Source organism: Chryseobacterium lactis (genome assembly GCF_003815875.1).
Classification (GTDB): Bacteria; Bacteroidota; Bacteroidia; order Flavobacteriales; family Weeksellaceae; genus Chryseobacterium; species Chryseobacterium lactis.
Genome location: NZ_CP033924.1, coordinates 2,366,322 through 2,389,757 on the forward strand (window position 1 = coordinate 2,366,322; position 23,436 = coordinate 2,389,757).

At 37.3% G+C, this 23,436-nt stretch carries 21 protein-coding genes; 12 read left to right on the forward strand and 9 right to left on the reverse strand.

Annotated features, from left to right (window positions below):
- Positions 1 to 89 precede the first annotated feature (89 nt).
- From EG342_RS10465 to EG342_RS10480, 4 genes are all read left to right on the forward strand, one after another.
- Entirely contained in the window at positions 90 to 1,040 is a 951-nt protein-coding gene (locus EG342_RS10465) for a hypothetical protein (protein WP_103291178.1), read from the forward strand.
- Positions 1,041 to 1,106: 66 nt separating this feature from the next.
- A complete protein-coding gene (locus EG342_RS10470) occupies positions 1,107 to 1,517 on the forward strand; it encodes an Rrf2 family transcriptional regulator (protein ID WP_103291176.1) in 411 nt (136 codons plus the stop codon).
- A 59-nt stretch (positions 1,518 to 1,576) separates the two neighbouring features.
- A complete protein-coding gene (locus EG342_RS10475; protein ID WP_103291173.1) occupies positions 1,577 to 2,230 on the forward strand; it encodes an NAD(P)-dependent oxidoreductase in 654 nt (217 codons plus the stop codon).
- Positions 2,231 to 2,252: 22 nt separating this feature from the next.
- Entirely contained in the window at positions 2,253 to 3,428 is a 1,176-nt protein-coding gene (locus tag EG342_RS10480; RefSeq protein WP_103291170.1) for an MBL fold metallo-hydrolase, read from the forward strand.
- Positions 3,429 to 3,820: 392 nt separating this feature from the next.
- On the opposite strand, the gene EG342_RS10485 is transcribed toward EG342_RS10480, so the two are convergent.
- Positions 3,821 to 4,855, reverse strand: coding sequence for a M23 family metallopeptidase (locus EG342_RS10485; protein WP_103291168.1), 1,035 nt, complete (start codon positions 4,853 to 4,855; stop codon positions 3,821 to 3,823).
- A gap of 227 nt (positions 4,856 to 5,082) precedes the next feature.
- Here EG342_RS10485 and EG342_RS10490 point away from each other — a divergent pair, with 227 nt between their 5' ends.
- Positions 5,083 to 6,114 carry an NAD(P)H-dependent glycerol-3-phosphate dehydrogenase gene (locus EG342_RS10490; protein WP_103291165.1) on the forward strand — a complete coding sequence of 344 codons (1,032 nt, stop codon included), beginning with the start codon at positions 5,083 to 5,085 and terminating at the stop codon, positions 6,112 to 6,114.
- A gap of 78 nt (positions 6,115 to 6,192) precedes the next feature.
- Here EG342_RS10490 and EG342_RS10495 read toward each other — a convergent pair whose 3' ends face one another.
- The 3 genes from EG342_RS10495 to EG342_RS10505 are packed head-to-tail and all read right to left on the reverse strand — an operon-like array spanning position 6,193 to position 8,918.
- Positions 6,193 to 6,969 carry a hypothetical protein gene (locus EG342_RS10495; RefSeq protein WP_123868076.1) on the reverse strand — a complete coding sequence of 259 codons (777 nt, stop codon included), beginning with the start codon at positions 6,967 to 6,969 and terminating at the stop codon, positions 6,193 to 6,195.
- Between the two features lie 10 nt (positions 6,970 to 6,979).
- Positions 6,980 to 7,801, reverse strand: coding sequence for a hypothetical protein (locus tag EG342_RS10500; protein ID WP_103291160.1), 822 nt, complete (start codon positions 7,799 to 7,801; stop codon positions 6,980 to 6,982).
- Between the two features lie 10 nt (positions 7,802 to 7,811).
- Entirely contained in the window at positions 7,812 to 8,918 is a 1,107-nt protein-coding gene (locus EG342_RS10505) for a hypothetical protein (protein ID WP_103291158.1), read from the reverse strand.
- 523 nt (positions 8,919 to 9,441) lie between these two features.
- Here EG342_RS10505 and mqo point away from each other — a divergent pair.
- From mqo to EG342_RS10520, 3 genes are all read left to right on the forward strand, one after another.
- Positions 9,442 to 10,947, forward strand: coding sequence for a malate dehydrogenase (quinone) (gene mqo / locus EG342_RS10510; RefSeq protein WP_103291155.1), 1,506 nt, complete (start codon positions 9,442 to 9,444; stop codon positions 10,945 to 10,947).
- 77 nt (positions 10,948 to 11,024) lie between these two features.
- Entirely contained in the window at positions 11,025 to 11,426 is a 402-nt protein-coding gene (locus tag EG342_RS10515; protein WP_103291152.1) for a hypothetical protein, read from the forward strand.
- Between the two features lies 1 nt (position 11,427).
- Complete coding sequence (locus EG342_RS10520; protein ID WP_103291149.1) at positions 11,428 to 12,294, forward strand: AadS family aminoglycoside 6-adenylyltransferase; 867 nt, start codon at positions 11,428 to 11,430, stop codon at positions 12,292 to 12,294.
- A gap of 2 nt (positions 12,295 to 12,296) precedes the next feature.
- Here the strand turns inward: EG342_RS10520 and EG342_RS10525 are convergent, their stop codons facing one another.
- Positions 12,297 to 13,877 carry a GMC family oxidoreductase N-terminal domain-containing protein gene (locus EG342_RS10525; protein WP_103291146.1) on the reverse strand — a complete coding sequence of 527 codons (1,581 nt, stop codon included), beginning with the start codon at positions 13,875 to 13,877 and terminating at the stop codon, positions 12,297 to 12,299.
- A 111-nt stretch (positions 13,878 to 13,988) separates the two neighbouring features.
- On the opposite strand from EG342_RS10525, the gene EG342_RS10530 reads away from it, so the two are divergent.
- From EG342_RS10530 to EG342_RS10545, 4 genes are all read left to right on the forward strand, one after another.
- Entirely contained in the window at positions 13,989 to 14,606 is a 618-nt protein-coding gene (locus tag EG342_RS10530; protein WP_103291144.1) for a DUF1684 domain-containing protein, read from the forward strand.
- Positions 14,607 to 14,608: 2 nt separating this feature from the next.
- Positions 14,609 to 15,082 carry a GNAT family N-acetyltransferase gene (locus tag EG342_RS10535; RefSeq protein WP_103291141.1) on the forward strand — a complete coding sequence of 158 codons (474 nt, stop codon included), beginning with the start codon at positions 14,609 to 14,611 and terminating at the stop codon, positions 15,080 to 15,082.
- A gap of 73 nt (positions 15,083 to 15,155) precedes the next feature.
- A complete protein-coding gene (locus EG342_RS10540; RefSeq protein ID WP_103291139.1) occupies positions 15,156 to 15,965 on the forward strand; it encodes a glucose 1-dehydrogenase in 810 nt (269 codons plus the stop codon).
- A 43-nt stretch (positions 15,966 to 16,008) separates the two neighbouring features.
- Positions 16,009 to 18,675, forward strand: a complete 2,667-nt coding sequence (locus EG342_RS10545) for an MGH1-like glycoside hydrolase domain-containing protein (protein WP_103291137.1) — start codon at positions 16,009 to 16,011, stop codon at positions 18,673 to 18,675.
- An 18-nt stretch (positions 18,676 to 18,693) separates the two neighbouring features.
- Here EG342_RS10545 and recO read toward each other — a convergent pair whose 3' ends face one another.
- The 4 genes from recO to EG342_RS10565 are packed head-to-tail and all read right to left on the reverse strand — an operon-like array spanning position 18,694 to position 23,351.
- Entirely contained in the window at positions 18,694 to 19,380 is a 687-nt protein-coding gene (gene recO / locus EG342_RS10550) for a DNA repair protein RecO (protein WP_103291135.1), read from the reverse strand.
- Positions 19,380 to 21,641 (reverse strand): type IX secretion system anionic LPS delivery protein PorZ, encoded by a 2,262-nt coding sequence (porZ, locus tag EG342_RS10555; protein WP_185126891.1) that lies wholly within the window; start codon positions 21,639 to 21,641, stop codon positions 19,380 to 19,382. Before porZ ends, recO begins: the two co-directional genes overlap by 1 nt.
- A gap of 1 nt (position 21,642) precedes the next feature.
- The gene (locus EG342_RS10560) at positions 21,643 to 22,593 is read right to left on the reverse strand and encodes a bifunctional metallophosphatase/5'-nucleotidase (protein ID WP_103291132.1); all 951 of its coding nucleotides are present in this window, start codon (positions 22,591 to 22,593) and stop codon (positions 21,643 to 21,645) included.
- Positions 22,593 to 23,351, reverse strand: a complete 759-nt coding sequence (locus EG342_RS10565; protein ID WP_103291712.1) for a 5'-nucleotidase C-terminal domain-containing protein — start codon at positions 23,349 to 23,351, stop codon at positions 22,593 to 22,595. The genes EG342_RS10560 and EG342_RS10565 overlap by 1 nt, the downstream gene beginning before the upstream one ends.
- Positions 23,352 to 23,436 lie beyond the last annotated feature (85 nt).

The window sequence follows — 23,436 nt, forward strand, 5'->3', positions numbered from 1 at the left end:
GTATTATATTCGTATTGATAAATTGTAAGACAGATTGTAAGTTCCCAATCAATTTTTACAAGCTTCATTACTGCACAAAATATGACTGAATGAAAAAACTCATCTATCTTTTTGCTGTTTTCAGCGTATTGATTTCTTGTGTTTCCAAGAAAAATCAGGCTATTAAACAGAATATACTGACCCTTAAAGACAGTTATTGTAAAGCACCTTTTCAGTATAACTACAATAATAAGGTTCCTTCCTATAATTCGGATTCTATTCTGGCAGCAAATCAAAATCTTAAAGTAATGTTCTCTGATCAGAGTATTTTAATTTTAAATGCTTTAGGAAATCTGGATGAAGTACATAAAATTATTGAGCTTAAAAAAGATTCGTCTCTGGCTTCACAGGTAAAGATTTTACAACTTAAAACACAAATCAACAGCAGGGTCACCATTGCTTTAACCGAGCTGGATGCCGTAGCCGCAGAATTTGATTGTGAAGGAGAAAGGGTGGCACAGATTGGTAATTATGTAGACAACCTCAACTCGTCCAGAAATAATAAACTTATTCTATATTCTATCATAGCAGGAGCTGCATCTTCTATTGCCGGAGGAATTGTAAAAAGTGACGGCTGGGATAATGCGATTGGCATTGGTGGTGGTATTTTGGGAGCTGGTTTCGGGCTTGCAACTCTTAATCCGAAAGGGAAGAAGGTAGAATTCATTCATCAGAGAAACCTGTTGAGAGATATCTGGAAAGGAAAACTGGAATCTCCGAACTTTCCACCCTTTATCTGGTATATGTACACAGAGAAAAAGTTTTCAAACAGAGAAGAAAACTCTATTATCGGAAATATGAAACTGAGATGGTTGCACTATCAGTTTGATGACAATAAAACAGCAGCAGATCAATCTGTTATTTTCAGTGATGGCGGATTTTACAGAGCCGATGATCTGCACAACCGTGCGGCGATGCTGAACCAGATGCAGTCGGCGACACGTACCATCAATCAAAATATCAATTATTTACTGCTGGATTTGGACAAATTGATACTTTAAGAAAAAATTAACTGTAATAAAATTTGTTACATTTGAAAAAATGTTTACCTTTGTCCTGTAATTAAAATGAATAATACAAGATTTGCTACGGCAGTACATATCATGACCTTATTGGCGAAGAGCCCTCAGGAGTGGCTCACTTCTGAATGGGTGGCTGGTAGTATTAATGTAAATCCGGTAATTGTACGAAAGGAAATCAGTGTATTGAGAGAAGCAGGCTTAATTATTAGCAGACAAGGTAAAGAAGGAGGTAGCCAGCTTGCGAAAGATGCAGAGACGATCACCATTTCACAAATCTACAGAGCTGTGAAGAATACGGAGGTTTTAGGAAAGAAAAATCAAAATCCTAACCCGGCGTGTAGCGTAGGAAAAGAAATCAATATTCATTTAGATACTTTATTTGAAGAAACAGATCAATTGGTAACTCAATTTTTAGGAGACAAGTCATTGCAGGAATTTGCAGATCAGTTTGCTTAAAATTTTTTATCCATAAATGTAACAAAAATTATTACAATTTAATATAAAAATAAGACATTATGAAAAAAGTAGCAGTAATCGGGGCAACCGGATTTGTAGGTACACAAATAGTAAACGAATTAGCTGGCAGAGGATATGCCGTTGAAGCTTTAGTGAGAGATGCATCGAAGGTAAAAACACAAGAGAATGTAACCGCAAAAAGTGTTGATGTAAATAACGTAGAAGAGCTGGCAGAAGCTTTAAAAGGGAGTGATGCGGTAATCAGCGCATTCAACGCAGGCTGGACAAATCCTAATCTTTACAACGATTTCCTGAATGGTTCTGTAAATATTGAAAAAGCAGTGGAAGAGGCAGGAGTGAACAGATTAATCGTAGTAGGTGGGGCGGGAAGCCTTTATACTCCGGACAACATTCAGATTGTAGATACTCCCGACTTCCCTGATGCATACAAACCAGGTGCAACCGCAGCAAGAGATTATTTAAATAAAATTAAAGAAAACAATACTTTAAACTGGACATTCTTCAGCCCTGCAGTAGAAATGAATCAGGCAAATGTTGGCGAAAGAACCGGAAAATACAGAACTTCATTAGAGACTCCTGTATTTGATGAAAATGGAAGAAGCCGTCTTTCCGTACAAGATGTAGCTGTAGTGCTGGTAGATGAATTAGAGCAAAACAACCACATCCGTGAACGTTTTACAGCAGCTTACTAATTGTTAATTTAAGAGAACAAAAATGTTAAAAAAGAAATTATTATCATTGCTTGCCCTGTTGGGGTTTGTAAGTATTTTACTGGCCGGAAATATTAAAGTAAAGGTCTATAATCCAGGAACCAAGGCTGTTTTTCCTATTACATCTACCATTATTTATGGAGATAAAGAGGCAATGCTGGTGGATGCTCAGTTTCAGAAACAGTATGCCGAAGAATTGGTAAAAGAAATAAAAGCTACAGGAAAAAATCTGAAAACTGTTTTTATTTCTCACAGTGATCCCGATTTTTATTTTGGATTGGATGTGATTAAAAAAGCATTTCCGAATGTAAAAATCATTTCAACGGCTCAAACGGCTTATCTGATCTCTGCCTCAAAGGATGATAAACTGGCGGTATGGAAACCTCAACTGAAAGCAGATGCTCCTTCTGAAATTATTGTTCCGGAAGCCGTGAATGCTATTCCTGATCTTGAAGGAAATAAAATTGAGATCAGACAGAATCCTGAAGATCCGGCGCATAGCTTTGTTTGGATTCCCTCTATTAAAACCATTACAGGAGGAATTTCCGTTTCCGCAGATTCACATCTTTGGATGGCAGATACTCAAAATACAAAAGCAATTGACCAATGGATCGCACAAATTGATGCGATGAAGGCATTGAAACCGGAGCAGGTAATTCCTTCGCACTTTGCAAAACAGTCTTTCTCTCCTCAGTCTCTGGATTTTGTTAAAAATTATCTTGAAAACTATAAAAAAGCTGTGACAGAGAATACAACCACTCCTGCTATCGTAGATTTTATGGTTAAAAAATATCCGACCCTTTCAGGAAAAGATGAACTTGAAATGGGAGTAAAGGTATTTCGTGGAGAAATGGATTGGGATCTGAAATCACCCTATCCGGCCATTGGAAGAAAAGTGGAGGTAGATTTTGGAGCTGTAAAATTCCTTTTGGATTTTAAAGATAATAAAACCATGACATTCACCGGAACAGCCGGAAGCTCAAAAGATAGTACTGATACTGTGGAATACACCGCGGTAGAAGTAGCAAAGAATATCTTTATGGTATATTGGCACGAACCTCACCTTGGCTTTAATGTAACTCACATTCAGGATTATAACAAGAATATGGTGTATTCGAATATTGCAGGCTCTGATGGTACATTTACTCATCCTAAGGGAACGCTTAAAATTTTAAAATAAAAAATAGCTGCCTTTGGCAGCTATTTTTGTTTATACTGTAATTTAAAACCTCATGCTAAAATAGCGTCGCGCAGATTTCACAGATGTTTGTGAAAAGAATCTGCTTAATTTACCAGATCCGCGAGATAATCTTTTATATCACAAGAATCAATCACTAAAATATCCCCAAAGCTTCGTCAAATCAGCTAGCTGATTCCATTCTTAGCTCCTTTAAAGTTGTAAGCAAAAAACTTAAAACTTTGCATTGAAAGACTTCTTTGCAGATTCTATGGATTAACCAGATTTATTTCCTCGTGAATTATATTTTGTGATATTTGTGAAAGTATTAAATAGTACCAGAACTATTTTTTAGGACTAAAAAAAGCTGCCTTATCTGAGGACAGCTTTCTGTTTTATAAATTCATAAACAATTTCGGATTCACCGGCGTATTGTTTTTGTGCACTTCATAGTGAAGATGAGGTCCTGTAGATCGTCCTGTATTCCCTGATTTGGCAATAACCTGGCCTACTTTTACCTTATCATTTACCTTAGAGATAAGTTGTGATAAATGTCCGTAAAGAGTTGCTAATCCGTTTCCGTGAGAAACGATAACACAATTTCCGTAACCTCCTTTCTGTCCTGAAAAAATTACAGTGCCGGCAGCGGCAGCTCTTACGTCAGAACCAAAGGCAACTGCGATATCAAGTCCTTTATGAAATTGCATCTGATCTGCTTCAGCAGGTGGGTTATTTTTTTCAACAGGAGCTGGCTGAGAAGTGGTTGTAGTAGCAACAACAGCCTTTGAAGAGGCAGTGGATGCAGGTGATGCAGCAGCAGGAGTTGCTTTTGGAGTAACCATTACTTTTACTTCTCTTTTATTTCCATAACTGTCTGTAAGCTCAACGATTTTTTCAACGGGTTCTGCTTTCACTTCAGGTTTTGAAGCTGCTGCTTCTGCCGGCTTTGATTCTGAAGTTTTGTGGGACTTTACAGAAGCGAAAACAGTTTTAAACGGGATGGGATTTTTTCTCACTCCAAAATTGGAGGAAATATATCCATCGGTTGGCATTCCCAATGGAACCTGCATCAGTTTTGTCTGAAGGTCCATCAAGTATTGGCTGTATCGGTTGGCTTGTTTGGAAAGGTAAATGGAATTGGCAATACTGTCCTGATTAAGCATCATCAGTTTTGCGCTGGAAATGTCTTTTGCTTTCAGAAAAGAATTTAGCTGGGCAACAGTTTGATCTACCAAGGTAAGATCTGTCTTCATTTTCAGGTAATCTACACTGTCTTTTTCAGTGTTTATTCTGACAAGGTTCACTTCATAATTCTTGTCATCCTTTTCAGAATAAAGCCTGGCAATAAATATGCCTTGTGCAAAAACTACTAATAGAAGTCCTCCAAGAAGAACATTGATGTTCTTCCTGCTGTTTAGAAATTTTTTCATATTTCTTCCTCTTAGATATTTAAAACGGTTTTTTTAAGGCTGCAAATTTAATTAAAAATAATCTTTGTTGGTTATCTTTAATTAAAATTCAGTTTTTTCTGTATCTAACGCTGAATTGTATATTTAATTGTGTTGAAGCATTAATTTTTCCAGAATATGGTTTTTATCATACTTTCAAGGCTTCTGTTAAATCTTTGTTTAATATCTTTGCAGTTCACATTCCAATTATGGCTAAAAAGAAAATAATTTCAGAATCTTCGAATCCAAAAAAGAATCTTTCTGTAGGAGTAGTAGGGAGCGGAAGTTTTGCAACTGCTATTGTAAAAATGTTGGTTGAAAACTGTAAAGTGGTACACTGGTGTGTAAGAAGTGAGTTTGTAAAAGGGGCGATAGAGCTTCGCGGACATAATCCTACTTATCTTACAGCAGCGCATTTTAACCTTAAGAGCTTAAAGCTTACTACTGATATCAATGAATTGGTCTCTGCCTGTGATGTCATTGTATTGGCAACACCTTCCATTTATCTTTCCGACACGTTGGATAAAATGACCTGTGATTATTCAGAGAAGATCTTTGTTTCTGCAATTAAGGGAATTATTCCGAGAGTAAATGATGTGGTAGCACACTATCTTAGGGATGAATTTAAAATCGGTTTCAGAAATCAAGCTGTTATTGCCGGTCCTTGTCATGCTGAAGAAGTGGCAATGGAAAGACTTTCTTACCTAACCATTGCAACAGTAGAAGATGAGACGGCTGAAAAACTTGAAGGAGTTTTCAGTTCAGATTTTATTAAAGTCCATACCAGCAAGGATATTTTAGGAAACGAATACAGTGCAATTCTTAAAAATATATTTGCAATCGGTGCGGGAATAGCCAGCGGATTAGGATATGGTGATAACTTCACTGCTGTGTTTGTATCCAATGCAATCCGTGAAATGGAAACTTTCCTGGAAGCTATTTATGAAGCACCAAGAGATGTGAATGAAAGTGCTTATTTGGGAGACCTATTGGTAACGGCTTATTCCCTGTTCTCAAGAAACAGAAACTTAGGGAACCTTATCGGAAAAGGATATACCGTAAAATCTGCTATCCAATCTATGAATATGGTGGCTGAAGGTTATTATGCTGCAGATTCTATTTATAAAACAGCAAAGCAGAAAAATCTTAAATTGCCAATCATTGAAACGGTATATGCGATTCTATATGAGGGTAAAAATGCAGAAAAACAATTTAGAAAGCTAACGGCAAAACTGAATTAAAAAAAACAAGGTTTTCAAAAAGAAAACCCTGTTTAAAATAAATATTTCAAAACTTAAGCAGCATATGCTTAAGTTTTTTTATTGACTCATTTTTGTGATCACGAGCGCTAATGAAGATCTTACGTTCAGGTTACTGGCCGTAAATCCGTTGCCTCCATCAAACTCAAATTTTTGACGGATCGTCGTGGGAGCCGTTAATTTTAGAAAATAACTTCCCTGAAAAAAAGTAAATGAACTTGATAACTGACACATTCTGTTGGTCTCCGTAATCGTTGTACTGGTTGCAGCATTGATCAGGTAAGACCGTGTACAGGTAAAATTTTGAGAAAGATACTGTGTATTAGCTGTTCCATTGTTGTTATTGGCATTACTTGAATCCACCGAATAACGCAGGATATAAGTTCCTGCAGGCAAAGTAATCGTAGAAGTGTCACTTCCTAATGAAGCACCGGTAATCTTATTGGCAGCTACGGTAAAGTTGGTCAATGTATTATCAGTACTACCCGTAGGAATCAGAACTCCTGAGTTGATAATCAGTGACATATTCTGAGGCTCAGAGCCGGAAAGAATGGCGCGTTGCCATTGATCCCTGATCCATACATAATAACCTTTAGGGAAAGTAGAAACTCCTCCTTTATTATAAATCATCAGACCATCTACAGGATTGGCAACAGGTACTGTCGTGCTGTTCAATACCGTAAGATCATACTGCGGGAAAAGAACTCCTTTATTCGAAGAGTTGATGTCAAGAACACTGCTTGCGTTGGGAGAGTTTGTATTAATGCCAACTTGCGCACGAACGGAAGTGCCAAACAAGATCATGGTCATACAAACTATATACATATATGTTTTCATTGTAAACGAATTATTGGTTAAGGGCTGATCTTTGAATATCCACTTTTGTATTGGTGATAATAATTTCTCCGTTATTGGGAGCTGTACCTCCTGATCCCAGTTGATAGGTGCCTCCTGCATCATGAGCTAGGGCGGGAACTAATGTAATAGGTGTTGCAGAAGTGGTCACAAAAGAAAAACTCATATTTAAAGTATGTGTTTTATTACTGGCTATCGATTGTGCATTGATACTGATCGTTTTTCCATACTGTGTTCCGGTTACAGGATCTACCAGTTTTACCAGATATTGATGCAGCTGAACAGCGGTACCTCCGATTCCACCGGTTGTGCTTTCAAGAGCTGTTCTTATATTGAGACACATATTAACAAGATAGCCGCTGTTTCCCGGAAGGGTAATGCCTCCTGAAGCAGCATTATAAGTAGCTCCGATATCATTAGATACCACTGTAAAAGAGGCATCGGTGAAATTTTTAAATGTACCGTTGGCGGAATTCCCCAGTATCGTATAATCTGTCGTGCGCTGAAGCATCATATAACTTACCAGATTGTAACCATCAGCAAGCTGGGTCCATCTGTTATTTTTCCACAAATAGAGACCAGGACTGATTGAGTTTCCTTTATTATAAACAATAAGCCCTTGTGCAGGATTATTAACGGGGGTGGTATTGTTTAGAATATCTACAATATCCACTCTTGGAAGAAGAACACCTTTATTGGTAGATTCTGATACATCAAGAACAGCAGAGCTGTTAATTGTTGTTTTTCCAATTCCTACTTGCGCACATACTATCTGTGCCACAATCAGTAATAGGAGTATATAACTTTTTTTCATGTCGTTTGTTTTACAGTTGAGATATTTTAATATACGATCCGGTAGGAATGACATTCACCAGATCATAAAAGGTGCTGTTCTGCATTCTTCCTAATCTTAGTCTTAATCCACCGATAATATTGGCATTGGCATTAGCCGGTACTGTGTAATAGTAAGACCAGGTAGCCAGGTGATTTGTATTGACTTTAGATACAATAGGTACCTCTTTTCTGGTATTGGCTCCACCGGTGAATGTATTGGTAGAGTTATTATAAGTATCGTTGGTAAAATCAATAAAGTATCCCATCAGATAATAAGTACTGCCTGAAAGAGGAGCCGTTCCGCCTTGTCCGGCCGGGCTTTCCTGAGGAGAGTTTAAATTAAGATTAACCTCTACAAGATAGTTTCCTTGCGGAAGAACCAGAGAGTACCCGCCAAAAGCCGTATTTTGAACCACCTTAAAGCCATTGATGTTTGATACCCCGGAAATAGCAGGTGGATTCACTACCAATAAGGCATTAGTACCTGCAACAGCATTGTCTAGGGCTGATAATGATCCTGTGAAATCCAGGTAAGCTACTTTAGGCGTATTTTCAGCATCGATGGTACTCTGCCACTGATTTGTTGTACTGTTGAAAAAATGCAACGCTTTATTATTGGTGTTGCTTCCGCCGTTATAGCCTATAAGGCCATTGGCAGGTGAAGCTACCGGAGAGGTGGTACTGCTAAGATTAGCAATATTCAGATTGGGAAATAATACGCCTTTATTTCCTCCCGATACCACTACTGTAGGAGCCGCTGTATAGCCACTTCCTCCATTGTTGATGGTTATACCGGTTACAACACCGTTGGTGAGCGTAGCGGTTGCCCGTGCTTTTGTACCACCACTGATTACTGATCCGCCTCCATAAAAGCTGATTGTGGGAACTGAGGAATATCCGCTTCCTCCATTGCTTATGGTAATTCCGGTTACCGCGCCTCCCGATACGGTGGCGGTAGCAGCTGCTGGAACTCCATTGAAATTTTCGATATGCAGAATTGCACTGGGGTCCGGTTTGGACGTGTTGATTCCTACACTTCCGCTTTGGGCTAATGCCGCTGTAGCGAAAAATGTACATACGAAGGTAACAATTTTCATCTTTTAGTCTATTTACGAAATAATTTTAATTAATTACACTGAAATATGGTATTAATTTAAATGAAAGATACGTATAAAATATTATTGTTTAATGGTTTTAATATCGATTTTTGTCTATTAAATTGCATATTTATCAATTTAAAGTGAATTTAAGTTCATATTATATAATGTTTTCTCACCTTTTGTTGATAAAATTTATTGACGTAAAACATTATGGTTAAGCTATTCTATATCATGAACTTAAATAAACTTAAGTTTTTATAACTTTTTTGTGGTGGCTACACCGGATAATTACTTCCTTTTTAGTGAATTATTAAAGTGATAAAATGTGGTACATTTTTTCAAAATTCCCAGTCAGTAATTGGTATTATTAATCATTTCAATGAAACTTTATTGAAACTTTCCATGATATCCTGTTGTGTAATCAAGAAGTATTTTAACTCCAAAAATTAACGTGTTAAAATCGTTAAACGCGTTCTTCTTTTTAAAACTTTTCACGAAATTTGAAGTAAAATTTAAAATTATGTCACAATCGCTTACAAGCAGAACACCGAAACCTAAATATGACGTTGTACTGATAGGCGGCGGAATCATGAGCGCCACTTTAGCAACGCTGCTTCATGAATTTGATCCAAATCTTGAAATTGCCATCTTTGAAAGACTAGGAAGGTTTGCCAAAGAAAGCACAGCAGCATGGAACAACGCCGGTACAGGCCATTCGGCTTTTTGTGAGCTAAACTATACCCCTGAAAAACCAGACGGAACGATTGATATTTCTAAGGCAGAAAGTATCGCAGAACAGTTTGAAATTTCAAAACAGTTCTGGTCTTATTTGTTGACTAAAGGATATATCCATGAACCTAAAGACTTTATCAACTCATGCGCGCACATGAGTCTTGTATTTGGTGAAAAAGATGCCGAATACCTTAAAAAACGTCATGATAAAATGGTTGAATCCGTATTGTTCTCCGGAATGGAATTCTCCACGGACCATGACAAGCTAAGAGAATGGATTCCTTTGGTGATGAGCAAAAGAAACCAATCTGAAATTATGGCGGCGACCAAAATGGATATGGGAACTGATGTTAATTTTGGAACATTAACCAGAAAAATGGGAAGACATTTACTGGAAGATTCCAATGTAGAAGTTTTCTTGTATCACGAAGTGAAAGATGTGGACCCAAGAGAAGACGGGAAGTGGGAAATGAAGGTAAAAGACAGAATTCATAACCACAAACAGGAAGTTGTTGCCGACTTTGTATTCATCGGTGCCGGTGGATACGCTCTTCCGTTATTGGATAGTTCAGATATCAAAGAGAGTGAAGGATATGGAGGTTTCCCTGTTTCCGGGCAATGGTTGGTGACTCACAATCAGGAATTGGTAGAAAAGCACCAGGCAAAAGTATACACACAGGCAACAGTAGATGCTCCGCCAATGTCTGTTCCTCACCTTGATCTTAGAATTATTGATGGCCAAAAAGCCCTTCTTTTTGGGCCTTTCGCAGGATTTTCAACAAAATTCCTGAAAGAAGGAAGTTACCTCGATTTGCCTGAAAGTGTAAATACGAAAAACTTAAGATCACTTTTCGGAGCATGGTGGCATAATCTTCCTCTTACAAAATACCTTATTCAGCAGGTGGCAATGACAAAGTCTCAGAGAATGCAGCATTTGAGAGAATTTGTTAAAGATGCAAAAGAAGAAGACTGGGAATTGAAGGTAGCCGGACAAAGAGTTCAAATCATTAAAAAAGATGAGAAAGAAGGGGGTAAACTGGAATTCGGAACTGAAGTTGTGGTGAATAAAAATGGAACGATTGCTTCCTTATTAGGGGCTTCTCCGGGGGCATCCACAGCAGTATATGCCATGTTGAATGTTCTTGAAAAATGTTTCCCTGAAAAACTGGAAGGAGAGTGGAAGAGTAAATTGCTTGAAATGGTTCCTTCTTATGGGAAAAAACTGGCAGAACACCCTGAACTCACCGAAGAAGTAAGAAATTACACAAAAGAAAAGCTGGAATTAGAATATTAATATCAGTAATGAGCAATGGGTAATAAGCACTATACCATGCATTATTCATTGCTCATCACTTATTACTTATAAAAAAGGTGGAAGAAATAATTATAAAACCGGTTATTGCAAAAGAGCTTCTGGAATCTCTTCAGACCAAAGTGGAAGAAGAGAAGCAGGTTATTGTTCATTGTTGTTTTCCGGCATCACCATTTTTGGGAAACCTGATCAGGATCTGGCATTCAACTTATCTTTTCGACAATCAGTCTGAGCATAGAAGCAAGTTGATTCACGCAGAAAATATTTCAATTTCTCCTTATTGGACGCCTGTGCCTTTTATGCAGGATTTTTGGTTTACCCTTATATTTTCAGGCCTTCCCAAGGACTGTAAAAGTTTTGACTTAAAAGAAGTGATTCCTGAAGAAGGAGGGTTCTTTGTAGAGTCAATTAAAAGAAATTCTACAGACGTTTATCGTGTAAAAATATCCGAATCCTATTAAAATGAAAATAAGGGAAGAAAAGCTTGATCAGATTATTCAGTGGGCAGAAAATAACCCGGATGTTCGTGTTGTACTCCTCACCAGTTCTCTGGTGAATCCCTATGCCCCGGTCGATGACTTTAGCGATCTTGATGTAGAGTTGGTTTTTGAAAACAGAAAACCTTATGAAGAAGACAATGAATGGATCAGACTTTTTGGAGAACCCATTTCCATGATTGAAGAAGATGATCATGTTTTTGAAGGAAAGCATGCAATGAAAATGGTTCTATATAAAGATCATGTAAAAGTTGATTTTAAACTATATCAGCTTTCAGAGTTCATTCCTGAGATCAAAGAAGAGATACTTCCGGACGATTGGGATGTAGGTTATAGAGTGTTGATTGACAAAGATGATCTTACCAAAGAAATGAAAGCTCCGGGCTATAAATCGATTATGATTCAAAAGCCTACGGAGAAGAAATTTGAACAATTATTAAATGATTTTTGGTGGGATACAACGTATGTGGCGAAATGTCTAAAACGTGGAGATATTTTCTACGCCAAATTTATGTCTGAAAATATACTTCGTACAGATTATCTGGTTCCTTTGATCGAATGGTATATTGCAGGCTCTCATGACTGGAGTAATATAACGACCAATAAGCACGGCCGGCTTTTTAAAAAATATGTATCCCCGGAATTGTGGACTAAAATTGAAGCTACTTTCTCAGGAAGTGATATTGATGAAAATTGGACAGCTTTATTCGCCTTTGCAGATCTGGTTCATGAATTGGGCTCTTCGTTAGCAGAACAGCTTAAGTTCACCTATCCTGTAAAGCTTGAAAATGATGTCCGTAATTATCTTATTGAAGTACAATTGTTACCTTAATTTCAGGCAAATTCATTCTGTTTGATCAGATTTTCAATACAATATTCTGTAATGGCAGTGATCGTCACAAAAGGATTAACCCCAATTGTTCCGGGAATTAATGAGCCATCCAGGACGTACAAATTGTCATGACCATTTAATTTTCCATATTCATTGGTGGCTTCTCCAAGTACACAACCACCAAGTGGATGATAGCAAATATCAGCACCAAAACCATTATTGAAAAGGAGATGACTTCTTGTTCCGCCATTTGCTTGATTCATTTTTCTGATAAAGTATTTGGCATTTTCTCTCATTGCAGCAGTATTACTTTTATCCCAGTTTAGTTGAAGCGATTGATTGATTTTATTATAAGTCACTTCTCCTTTTTTGTCAACTCTGTTAATCAATAGGTAGAGAGCGGTTGCAACATCCATTCCCATTGGTAGTGGAGCAATTTCTGTGAAAAAAGGATGCTCTTTATTGTCCCAGTTATCGATTCCGCCCACGGGGATTGTAGATTGTTTTGATCCTGTACCACCTGAGAGAGGCTTAACCCAGTTCCTTCCGGTCATAAAATTTCCATTGTTGCCCCAGCTTTTTCCAATTTTTTCGTTCAGAGGTAAACCATTTAAAGCATTTGATTTCAGGAGAAGTTGTAAAGTCCCCATTGTACCTGCCGAAAGGATCAGCTGATCACATTGGAAAGTTTTATCAGCAAGAATGTTCCCTGATGTATCAATGTGTTGTGTATTTAATGTATAACTTTTGTCTTCATTTAATTGAATATCTTCTACCCGATGAAGGTCAAGGATTTCGAGATTTCCTGTTTCCAGTGCTTTTTTGAGGTAGGTCTTGTCTAAACTGTTTTTCCCGTGATTATTTCCATAAATAACTTCTGTATTAAGGGCTGACCGTGGTACTTCATTCCGGAATTCTTTTTCCATATACTTGAAGTCATAGACATTGGGTACCCTGATCGTTTTAAAACCGGCTTGATGAGCTTCCTGTTCACCAACTCTCGTAAATTTATAATAAGGACAGTCCTTTAAAAACTCTTCATCAATAACGTTCACTTTAAGGTCTTTCTGTACTAAAGGGAAATAATGATTGTAAAACTTTTCGGCATCAAGATTGGGGAAAACTTCCTTGAAATAGCTTTCTTTAGGGGTGACAGCCATTCCGCCGTTTACAAGCGAACCACCACCTACACCTCTTCCTACCCATATATTGATATTTTCAAATTCAAGGCGGTCAAGAATTCCGGTGAAAGGTGTTAAAGAAAAAATATTCATAAAAGGAGCTATGCTTTTCTTTTTCAACCAGGCAGAACTTTTCCCAGGCTTTAAAAGATTCGAATAAGGAATTCCTGATTTCTCCCAATTAAGACCCATTTCAAGTAACAGTACTTTTTTCCCGGATTCACATAAGCGTAATGCAGACACCGCTCCACCATACCCACTGCCAATTATGATAATAGGAGCCTTTATAGTTTTTCCCTGATTACCTCTGACAGGTTGTGCCGCCTGAAATAGCTGAGAATAAAGAAAATAAAAACCGGATACGGCTAATGCACTTGTCTTAATGAATTTTTTTCTATCCATAGACTTCATTTTTCAAAAAGTATGCTAAGCAAGAAGATTATACTTTTTTAGTACAATTTTAACTTTTGATCCGCTGAAAAATTCATAATTTTACTTATAATTTTAAGATTCATGAAAAAATATATATTTATCCTTTTACTTCTTCCATTTTTGAGTTTTTCTCAGAAAATAGTTTCTCCGGAGATCATGGAGATGAAGAAGTTCCAGGAAGAACTTAACGAAGAATATCTGAATCCGAAGACAACTCCTTTACGAGGAGATAACTTTACCAATTTTAAAGGACATCCGTTCTTTCAATTTGATAAAAAATATAGAGTAACGGCAAAGTTTGTTAAAACAAAAAATGCCCAACCTTTCGACTTACCAACATCTTCCGGAAAAACAAAATCGTACAGAGAATATGGGAAAGCTACGTTTGATCTGGATGGAAAACCATACACGGTCACTTTATATCAAAGTCTGGATTTAATCAAACAAGAAAAATACAAAGACCACCTTTTCCTGCCGTTTAGGGATGCAACGAATGAAAAGGAAACCTACGGAGGTGGAAAATATATGGATTTGAAAATTCCAAAAGGAAATACCATCTTGCTGGATTTTAACCAGTCTTATCAACCGTTTTGTGCTTACAATGCCTACGACTATAATTGTCCCATCGTTCCCGCAGAAAATAAGCTTCCTGTGGAAATACGTGCGGGCGTAAAGTATGAAGATACCTATCATCACTAATTATGGTAAGTTTAATCTTTTTTAAACAGGAATATCTTGCTGAGGTAAGCTATACGCTGGATGAAAATCAGTCGCAATTCACGGCAACTGCTGAACAGTCGATACAAAGAATCAGGGAGAGAGATGATATGAATGCATTTCCGATTATTATTTTAAATGACAACCGACCTGTTGGCTTTTTTGTACTTGATTTTGGAGATGATAAACTGGATCTTACCGATAATGAAAATGCAGTTCTGCTAAGGTCTTTGTCTATAAATCCTGAAATGCAGGGATCCGGGATTGGAAAATCTGCAATGCTTCAGGTAGACGATTTTGTAAGAGAAAATTTTCAATATTGTGATGAAATTGTACTGGCGGTTAATCAAAGAAACGAGTCGGCATATCACATCTACAAAAAAGCGGGCTACACTTACAACGGTAAAACCAGAATGGGGAGAAGCGGGCCACAATATCTGATGTTTAAAAAACTTTAATAAAATTTTAAAATCATAATTTCTTTACTGCTGATTACTTTCCATAACTTTGAGTAACATCAAATTTTAAATTATGGAAATATCACTTCATAATCAGGTGGCTATCGTCACAGGATCCTCAAGCGGAATTGGTTCCGGAATTGCAAAATCATTGGCAGCAGCCGGAGCTACAGTCATCGTTAATCATTCTTCGGAACGTTCTGTCGACGAAGCTAAAAGCGTTTTAAAAGAAATTACGGATGCCGGCGGAAAGGGGATTACCTATCAATGTGATGTATCCAAAGAAGATCAGGTTATTGCTATGTTTCAGACAGTGGTTTCACAATTCGGAACGGTAGATATTCTGGTGAATAATGCAGGAGTGCAAAAAGACGCGAAGTTCACAGAAATGACCTTAGACCAATGGAATACCGTCATCGGAATTAATCTGACAGGTCAGTTTCTATGTGCAAGAGAAGCAATCAAAGAATTTCTACGTAGAGGAATAGACCCGTCGCGCTCTATTGCTTGTGGAAAAATCATTCACATCAGTTCCGTGCATGAAATCATTCCATGGGCAGGCCATGCCAATTATGCCTCCAGCAAAGGAGCAATCAGAATGCTGATGCAAACCTTAGCTCAGGAATATGGTGCAGATAAAATTCGTGTAAATTCTATTTGCCCGGGAGCAATCCAGACACCGATTAACAAGGATGCATGGAGCACGCCGGAAGCACTTAATTCATTGCTCACATTGATTCCTTATAACCGGATCGGACAACCAAAAGACATCGGAAACCTGGCAGCCTTTCTTGCCAGCGATCTTGCAGACTATATTACCGGAACCAGCATTTTTGTTGATGGCGGGATGACCACTTTTGAAAGCTTCTCTACAGGAGGCTAAGAAGTGTTCATTGCTTATCACTCATCATTTATAATTATCGTTTATGTCAGAGAAACAAAGAATTTCAGATATTTCATGGAAAAAATGGGGTCCATATGTCAGTAACCGTGAATGGGGTCTAGTGCGTGAAGATTACAGTGATAACGGAGACGCATGGAACTACACGAGTCATGATACAGCGGAAGCCAAAACCTACAGATGGGGTGAGGAAGGAATATGCGGAATCTGTGATGATCTTCAAAAACTGGTATTTTCCGTTGGTTTCTGGAATAAAAAAGATAAAATGATCAAAGAACGTTTCTTTGGCCTTACCAATGGACAGGGAAATCATGGTGAAGATGTAAAGGAGTATTTTTATTATTTGGATTCTACCCCGACCCATTCTTACATGAAGATGTTGTACAAATATCCTCAGAATCCTTTTCCCTATGAAGATCTTATAAAAACCAATGCTGAAAGAAATAAAAACGAACCGGAATATGAATTAATAGATACCGGAATTTTTGATCAAAATGAATATTTTGATATTTTTATTGAATATGCCAAGGAAAGTCAGAATGATATCCTGGTCAAGCTTACCATTGTTAATAAATCTGAAAAAGAAAGCGCTCTCGTTATATTACCGACAATTTGGTTCAGGAATACCTGGAACTGGGGTTATGACGATTATAAACCTCAGCTGCACGGAGAAGAAGCCAATCGTATCAAAGTCAATCACAAAGACCTTGAGATAAAGAATGTATATGCAAAACAATCCTTGAAAACATTGTTTTGTGATAATGAAACCAATAATCAAAGGCTTTACGAGTCATCCAATACATCGGAATATTGCAAAGACGGAATTAATAATTTTATTCTTACAGGAAATTCAGAAACAGTTAATTCGAGGAATGTAGGAACCAAAGCTGCATTTTTCATTGACGAATATTTTAAAGGGAAAGAGACTAAAATCTTTGAGTTCAGAATGATGGATAAGGATTTAAAAGAACCGTTCCGTGACTTTGACGCTATTTTTGACGAGAGGAATAAAGACGCTGATGAATTTTATACTGAAATTCAGAAAGGCATACAGTCAGAAGATGAGAAATTAATTCAACGGCAGGCATTTGCAGGGATGCTTTGGAATAAAATGTTTTACCATTATAATGTTGAAAAATGGCTGAAAGGTGATCCTTCTGAAATTCCACCTTCAAAAAACCGGGAAAAAATAAGAAATTACGACTGGAAACATCTTAATAATGAGCATATTATTTCCATGCCCGATAAATGGGAGTATCCCTGGTATGCAACGTGGGATCTGGCTTTTCATACTATCAGCTTTTCGCTCATAGATCCTGATTTCGCGAAACATCAGTTAAAACTTTTTCTGTTTGAATGGTATATGCATCCTAATGGACAGCTTCCGGCTTATGAATGGAACTTTAGCGATGTTAATCCTCCTGTACATGCGTGGGCGGTTTTCAGGGTATTCAAAATTGATGAGTATTTGAAAGATAAACCCGATCTTGAATTTTTGGAAAGTGCATTTCAGAAATTACTAATGAATTTTACCTGGTGGGTGAATAAAAAAGACATTAACGGGAATAATATCTTTGAAGGAGGATTTTTAGGACTTGATAATATCGGTGTTTTTGACAGAAATACAACGCTTCCCAATGGCGAGCAATTAGAACAGTCGGACGGAACAAGCTGGATGGCCATGTTTGCCCTGAATATGATGAGAATAGCACTGGAACTGGCTTTGTACAATAATGTATATGAGGAAATGGCCATGAAGTTTTTTGAACATTTCCTATCCATTGCCAATTCACTGGATAATATGGGGGATGAAAAATTCAGTCTTTGGGACGAAGAAGATGAATTCTTCTATGATGCTATTGCATCTAATGATGGAGACCATATGTATTTGAGGTTAAGAACAATCGTAGGATTGATACCAATGTTTGCGGTTGAGGTAATAGACGACGAGATGATCGAGAATCTTCCGAATTTCAAGAAAAGAATGGAATGGGTACTGAGCAATAAGCCGGAGTTAGCATCACTGGTTTCAAGATGGGAAGTTAAAGGTCAGGATTCTAAGCACTTGCTATCGTTACTTCGGGGGCATCGCCTGAAGAGATTATTGAAAAGAATGTTGAATCCTGATGAATTTTTAAGTGAATATGGAATCAGAGCTTTATCCAAGGAATATGAACAAAATCCGTATACATTGAATCTCAATGAAACGGACTATACCGTTAAATATACTCCTGCAGAAAGTGATAGTGGACTTTTTGGAGGAAACAGCAATTGGCGTGGCCCAATCTGGTTTCCGATTAATTTCTTGATTATTGAAAGCCTCCAGCGCTTTTTCTTCTATTATAGTCCTGATTTTATGGTTGAATATCCTACAGGAAGTGGGAATTATTCTAATCTGGATCAGATTGCCGATTCGTTAAACAAAAGGCTTTCCAAAATATTTTTAAAAGATGAAAATGGAAAGCGACCTGTAAACGGTCAGTATGAGAGATTTCAAACGGATCCTGACTTTCGGGATTATATTTTATTCTATGAATATTTTCACGGAGATTCCGGACGTGGAGTAGGAGCTTCGCATCAGACAGGCTGGACGGGATTGATTGCAAAGATTCTCCAACCAAGATTTTCTAAAAAGGAAATTGCTGAGTCGGAAACTGAAATGCCTGATGATATTAAAGAAAATAAAGCATAGCAAAAAAAGCAAATTAATTTATTCAAATATCTGCTGAATTACTTCAAGCGATGCCGGTGTTTTGAAATCAGTAATATGATAATGATAATATACCAGGAGACTGTCCAGGAAATCTTTCCTTATGGAGGAATGAATTTTTGTTGCATATAAATTTTCTGCACTCAATGCTTGCTTCCATATCAGTGAAACCTCTTCGGTGAACAATTGGTGAGTGGAGTTGGGGACGAATGTTCCGGTTTCCGGATCGAGAAACTTCCCATCACTTAATAAAGGTGCAACGCCCTGGATTTTCAAAATAACAAGCAAAAAAAGAAGGTGTGCCTGGTAATTTCTATTTGTCAGTTCATCAATAAATTGATCAATACTGAAATAAACCGGAATGTTTTTATTTTCATATCGAAGAACCTGATTCAGAAAGTCTGAGATAAAAAAGATAACCGTATTGGTCTTTATATCAGTATAAATATCATTGTTTTTTACCAGTTCAAATCTTGAAACAGACGCTATGCCATTCCCTCTCGTTGAGGTTACTGAAAAATTAAGTTGGTTTAAAGGTTGTAACAGGGCTTTCTTTTTATTCTTTTTGGAATAGACTCCTTTTAAAAAATACGTCTGAAAACCCTCTTCTTCTGTAAAACAATGCAGCACTGCATCGTTTTCTCCATATTTTATGAATGAAAGTAAAAAACCGTTTTGTGAATTCATTAATTGACTACCCCTATTTTAGCTGTAGCTTTATCAGATCCGTCTTCATTGGTCATCAAAACAAAATAAATTCCTGAAGCAACTCTGGCGCCTTTCTGATTATTAAGATCCCATTCATAATAGCCTCCTCTGGCTACCGCTGAATGCACTACATTTCCGGCAGCGTCTACAATTCTTATATTTGTTTTTTCTGCAAGACCTTTGATGGTTACTTTTCCTTTGAAATTGGAATAAACAACAGGATTCGGATACACCAGTACGTCACCAAAATTGGAGGTTACATCTGAAACATCACTCTGGTAAGTTACAATTCCGCTGTAGGTTACAAAATATACTTTTCCTGTCTTTTTATCTACTTTAATGTCAGTAACACTATTGGTTGGAAGAGGTGAATTTTCTTTTGTAAAATGTTTTATCGTTCTCTGGCCATCTGAAGAAAGGTAATAAACCCCTCCGCCGTCTATAGAAACCCATTTGTGATCTCCGCCATCCACTTCAATCTGAAGAACATGAGAGTCTTTGAAAAGTTCCTCCGGAATACCATTTTGCTCTATGACGATGGCTTCCATTTTAGGTTGTGACGACTTAATTTCTGATGCAGCATTCGTCATTACCCTTAAACCGCTGTCTGTTCCGATCCATGCATCACCCGACTTGTCAAAAGCTACGGATATTGCCCCTGCAGAACTTGCAGGAAGCCCATTGGCTTCACTCAGTATATAGTCTGCATCATCAGAAAGATTGGCCGCATTTTTATAATCGTATACCCAAAAGTTATTGGTTCTTGGTAGAGGAATCCATAACATATTTTCATAGAAAACAGGTTTTTGCACCCCAGTACTTGTAAAGACAATCTTTTTTAAAACAAAATCATCACTTGCTTTATCATAAATACCTATAGCGGGGTTTCCATCGTTATCAAATCCAATAGATGCGAAAATATTATTTTGTGGATCGGTGGCAAGACCTGTCGCTCGTCGCAAATAAGGCTGAGCTCCTAGGTTATAATATTTGACCAGTTCAAAGTCTTTACTAGTAGCATTATATTTCATTTTATAAACCCCCTGATCAAGCATTGTATAATTGGCAAAAAATACTTCATTATTATTGAGAGGATTTAATATAGCATCAAGGACATTAATACTTGTAGGTTTACTTGCGAAAAATGAAGAATATATCCATTCCGTGCCATTAAAATAATAAAAGCCTGGCCTTTTAGGATTATTAACAGGATAATTATAGGTTTCTGCTCTGGCTCCAGTGGAAACAAGCATCTGATTATTATCGTAAAGATTTATTTTGTAGGCATAATTATAATATGGCCCTGAAGGTCTATAAGTCGTATTACCCTCATCTTTTATTCCTGATGCGGCTGTTCCTCCGAATATTTTTCCTCCTGCCATTAAAGCAGTATTGCATTCCTCTCCAAGGCTTACTGCGTTTAACGAAACTCCATTGGTACCATAAGTATATATTCTGTTATCGGTAACTACAATATTGTTTTGAGTAACGACAACGTCACGTATATTTCCAAAGTTGGTAGGAAGTGGCGTTGAGGCTCCATTATTATAAATATATGCTGTGGTAGCATTTGAATATACCAATTCAGATTCCGAATCTATATGTTTAAAAGCTCCGGGAACTTCTGTAGTCCATGTAGTATATACCGGAAAAGTGGTATTCATTTCATGGCTTTTTAAACCTGTGTTTGTGACAGAATAAACTTTGCTTCCAAATATAACAGCCTCATTACTGGCTTCATAAACCCCACCTCCCTGCATGAAAAATGAAGAGTCTCCAAATTCCTTCTTTTTTAAATTAAATATAGAGAGTCCATAGCCTACAGAAACCACGGCCTGGTCTCCGGTAATGGAAATGTGATTGATCTTTTTGTTTCCGTTATAACCGGCTGCAATAGGAATATCAACAATATATTTGATCTCCTGTGGCGTAATGACATCCATAGAACCGTCTTCATATCCAATGAGACCCATTTTGGTTTGTGGATTATAATCGAAAGCTGTAACTCCTATGTTATGAAGTCCATTAGCTTTGGATAACTTCGTAATTTCTCCTGTTGATATGGTATAATAAAATATTCCACTTTCTGTGGCCGCTAATATTTTTCCGTTGTCTTCTTTCATGGCCAAGACATTGTTGTAGGAAAAAAGATCTGCCCACTTTTTTGAGGAAATAACCTGTGCTTTTGCAACCTGCAGAGATGCTAAAATACCAAGAGAAATTATAGAAAGTTTTTTCATATTATGCTATTATACTGCTGTCAATTACCTGATTGTTCCAGGAGATATGTTTTACGTTTTTGTTTGTATCAAAATAAAAATCAATTCTACCTAAAAGAAGTCCAGCCCATCCCACTTGGTTAACCAGAACATTTTTTCCCTGTCTGTTTGTGAAGGTCTGGGGTTCCGGTAGAAAAGTATGTGTGTGGCCACCTAAGATAATGTCAATGTTTTCTGTACTGGCGGCTAAAATTTTGTCACTTATTTTAGTAGGTTCATCTTTGTAATCATATCCGATATGAGAGAGGCAGATGACAAGATCACATTGTTGCTCTTTCTTCAGGAAATTTGAATATTGTTGAGCAACATCAACCGGATTATTGTAAACCGTTTCTCCGTATTGTTTCTTACCTACAAGACCATCCAGCTGGATACCCACAGCAAAAATTCCTACTTTGATTCCGTTTTTATTAAAAATTTTATAAGGAGACGTTTTTCCGTCCAGAATAGTGTTTTTAAAATCATAATTCGAGCAGATAAAAGGAAACTTGGCATTCGGAAGAACCTTCAGAAAGCCTTCCAATCCGTTATCAAAGTCATGATTTCCCATGGTAGAAGCATCATACTTCATCATAGACATTAACTTAAACTCCAGCTCTCCACCAAAAAAATTGAAATAAGGAGTTCCCTGGAAAATATCTCCTGAATCAAGAAGCAATACATTGTTTTCCTGATTTCTGATTTGCTGAATTAAACTGGCTCTTCTGGCGAAACCTCCCTGGTTAGGGTTTTTGGTGTAACTGGCATCGAACGGTTCTATTCTGCTGTGTTGATCATTGGTATGAAGGATGGTCAGTTTGTTTGCGGATTTTAAATCAAGAATTTTTAATTCTTCCGCCATCATCATATTAGGAGCTAAAGCTACCGCTAAAGATCCGCCACCTATTGCTTTTAAAAAACTTTTTCTATCCATTATTTCTTACCGATAAAATTTAAACGAACGTCTGTAGCCGGAACTATTTCCGGATTTCTCTTGAAATAATCAATGTACAAATCTCTTAGCTTTACTCCTGTAGGAATTGATTCACCTTTTGCAAAGAATTTCATATTATCACCTCCAAGAGCCAGATAGTCTGAAGTCGCAATATAATAATCTTTGTTTGGATCTACAGTTTTTCCATTGATTAAAGATTGGGTGAGCTGTCCGTTTTTCGTTTCAATATACAAGTGAGAAACCGGGTTGTTGACCTGTGTTTTAGCATAATATTCAAAAAGTCCGGGTAAATCGACCCCCTTCATTTTTACAATAATCAGCTCATTTTCAAAAGGCATCACTTCAAAAAGATTCTTAAGCATAATATCTCCTTTTCCGATAGTAGTACGGATTCCTCCGATATTGATCAAAGCAGCATCTACATTTTGTTTAAGGTGAGTCTTCGTCCATTCATCACCGCCCTCAAGTGTATAATCAGCTAAAAGATTTCCCAGATTGCTGTTGTCTCCCTGTTTTGTAAGATCTACGTTGGTATGAGAGATTTTCTGATTCATCTCTTTATCCAGTTTTTGCTTATAGGGTTCAATAAATTTTACAAACTCCTCATCATTCTTCAGCTCATTATTAATAGAAATATTTTTCTGGGTCTTTACGTTCATCAGCTGCGGCGCAGAAGCCGTTTTGCATGCCGTAAGAGCTGCCAGAGCAATTCCTAGTAACAAGAATTTATTTTTCATATGTTGTAAATTATTTTTTATAAAGGTCATATGCAATCGCCGGTGCTTTCTGTGTTTTTTGTAAACAATTTCAGGCATAGCGATT

Excerpts from the sequence above, each read along its gene's own strand:
- EG342_RS10485 (WP_103291168.1), bottom strand. The coding sequence starts at position 4,855 with ATGAAAAAATTTCTAAACAGCAGGAAGAACATCAATGTTCTTCTTGGA.
- EG342_RS10470 (WP_103291176.1), top strand. The coding sequence starts at position 1,107 with ATGAATAATACAAGATTTGCTACGGCAGTACATATCATGACCTTATTG.
- recO (WP_103291135.1), bottom strand. The coding sequence starts at position 19,380 with ATGAATTCACAAAACGGTTTTTTACTTTCATTCATAAAATATGGAGAA.
- EG342_RS10540 (WP_103291139.1), top strand. The coding sequence starts at position 15,156 with ATGGAAATATCACTTCATAATCAGGTGGCTATCGTCACAGGATCCTCA.
- mqo (WP_103291155.1), top strand. The coding sequence starts at position 9,442 with ATGTCACAATCGCTTACAAGCAGAACACCGAAACCTAAATATGACGTT.
- EG342_RS10480 (WP_103291170.1), top strand. The coding sequence starts at position 2,253 with ATGTTAAAAAAGAAATTATTATCATTGCTTGCCCTGTTGGGGTTTGTA.
- EG342_RS10565 (WP_103291712.1), bottom strand. The coding sequence starts at position 23,351 with ATGAAAAATAAATTCTTGTTACTAGGAATTGCTCTGGCAGCTCTTACG.
- EG342_RS10500 (WP_103291160.1), bottom strand. The coding sequence starts at position 7,801 with ATGAAAAAAAGTTATATACTCCTATTACTGATTGTGGCACAGATAGTA.
- EG342_RS10560 (WP_103291132.1), bottom strand. The coding sequence starts at position 22,593 with ATGGATAGAAAAAGTTTTTTAAAAGCAATAGGTGGCGGATCTTTAGCG.
- EG342_RS10495 (WP_123868076.1), bottom strand. The coding sequence starts at position 6,969 with ATGAAAACATATATGTATATAGTTTGTATGACCATGATCTTGTTTGGC.
- EG342_RS10505 (WP_103291158.1), bottom strand. The coding sequence starts at position 8,918 with ATGAAAATTGTTACCTTCGTATGTACATTTTTCGCTACAGCGGCATTA.
- EG342_RS10475 (WP_103291173.1), top strand. The coding sequence starts at position 1,577 with ATGAAAAAAGTAGCAGTAATCGGGGCAACCGGATTTGTAGGTACACAA.
- porZ (WP_185126891.1), bottom strand. The coding sequence starts at position 21,641 with ATGAAAAAACTTTCTATAATTTCTCTTGGTATTTTAGCATCTCTGCAG.
- EG342_RS10525 (WP_103291146.1), bottom strand. The coding sequence starts at position 13,877 with ATGGATAGAAAAAAATTCATTAAGACAAGTGCATTAGCCGTATCCGGT.
- EG342_RS10530 (WP_103291144.1), top strand. The coding sequence starts at position 13,989 with ATGAAAAAATATATATTTATCCTTTTACTTCTTCCATTTTTGAGTTTT.
- EG342_RS10520 (WP_103291149.1), top strand. The coding sequence starts at position 11,428 with ATGAAAATAAGGGAAGAAAAGCTTGATCAGATTATTCAGTGGGCAGAA.
- EG342_RS10465 (WP_103291178.1), top strand. The coding sequence starts at position 90 with ATGAAAAAACTCATCTATCTTTTTGCTGTTTTCAGCGTATTGATTTCT.
- EG342_RS10490 (WP_103291165.1), top strand. The coding sequence starts at position 5,083 with ATGGCTAAAAAGAAAATAATTTCAGAATCTTCGAATCCAAAAAAGAAT.
- EG342_RS10535 (WP_103291141.1), top strand. The coding sequence starts at position 14,609 with ATGGTAAGTTTAATCTTTTTTAAACAGGAATATCTTGCTGAGGTAAGC.
- EG342_RS10545 (WP_103291137.1), top strand. The coding sequence starts at position 16,009 with ATGTCAGAGAAACAAAGAATTTCAGATATTTCATGGAAAAAATGGGGT.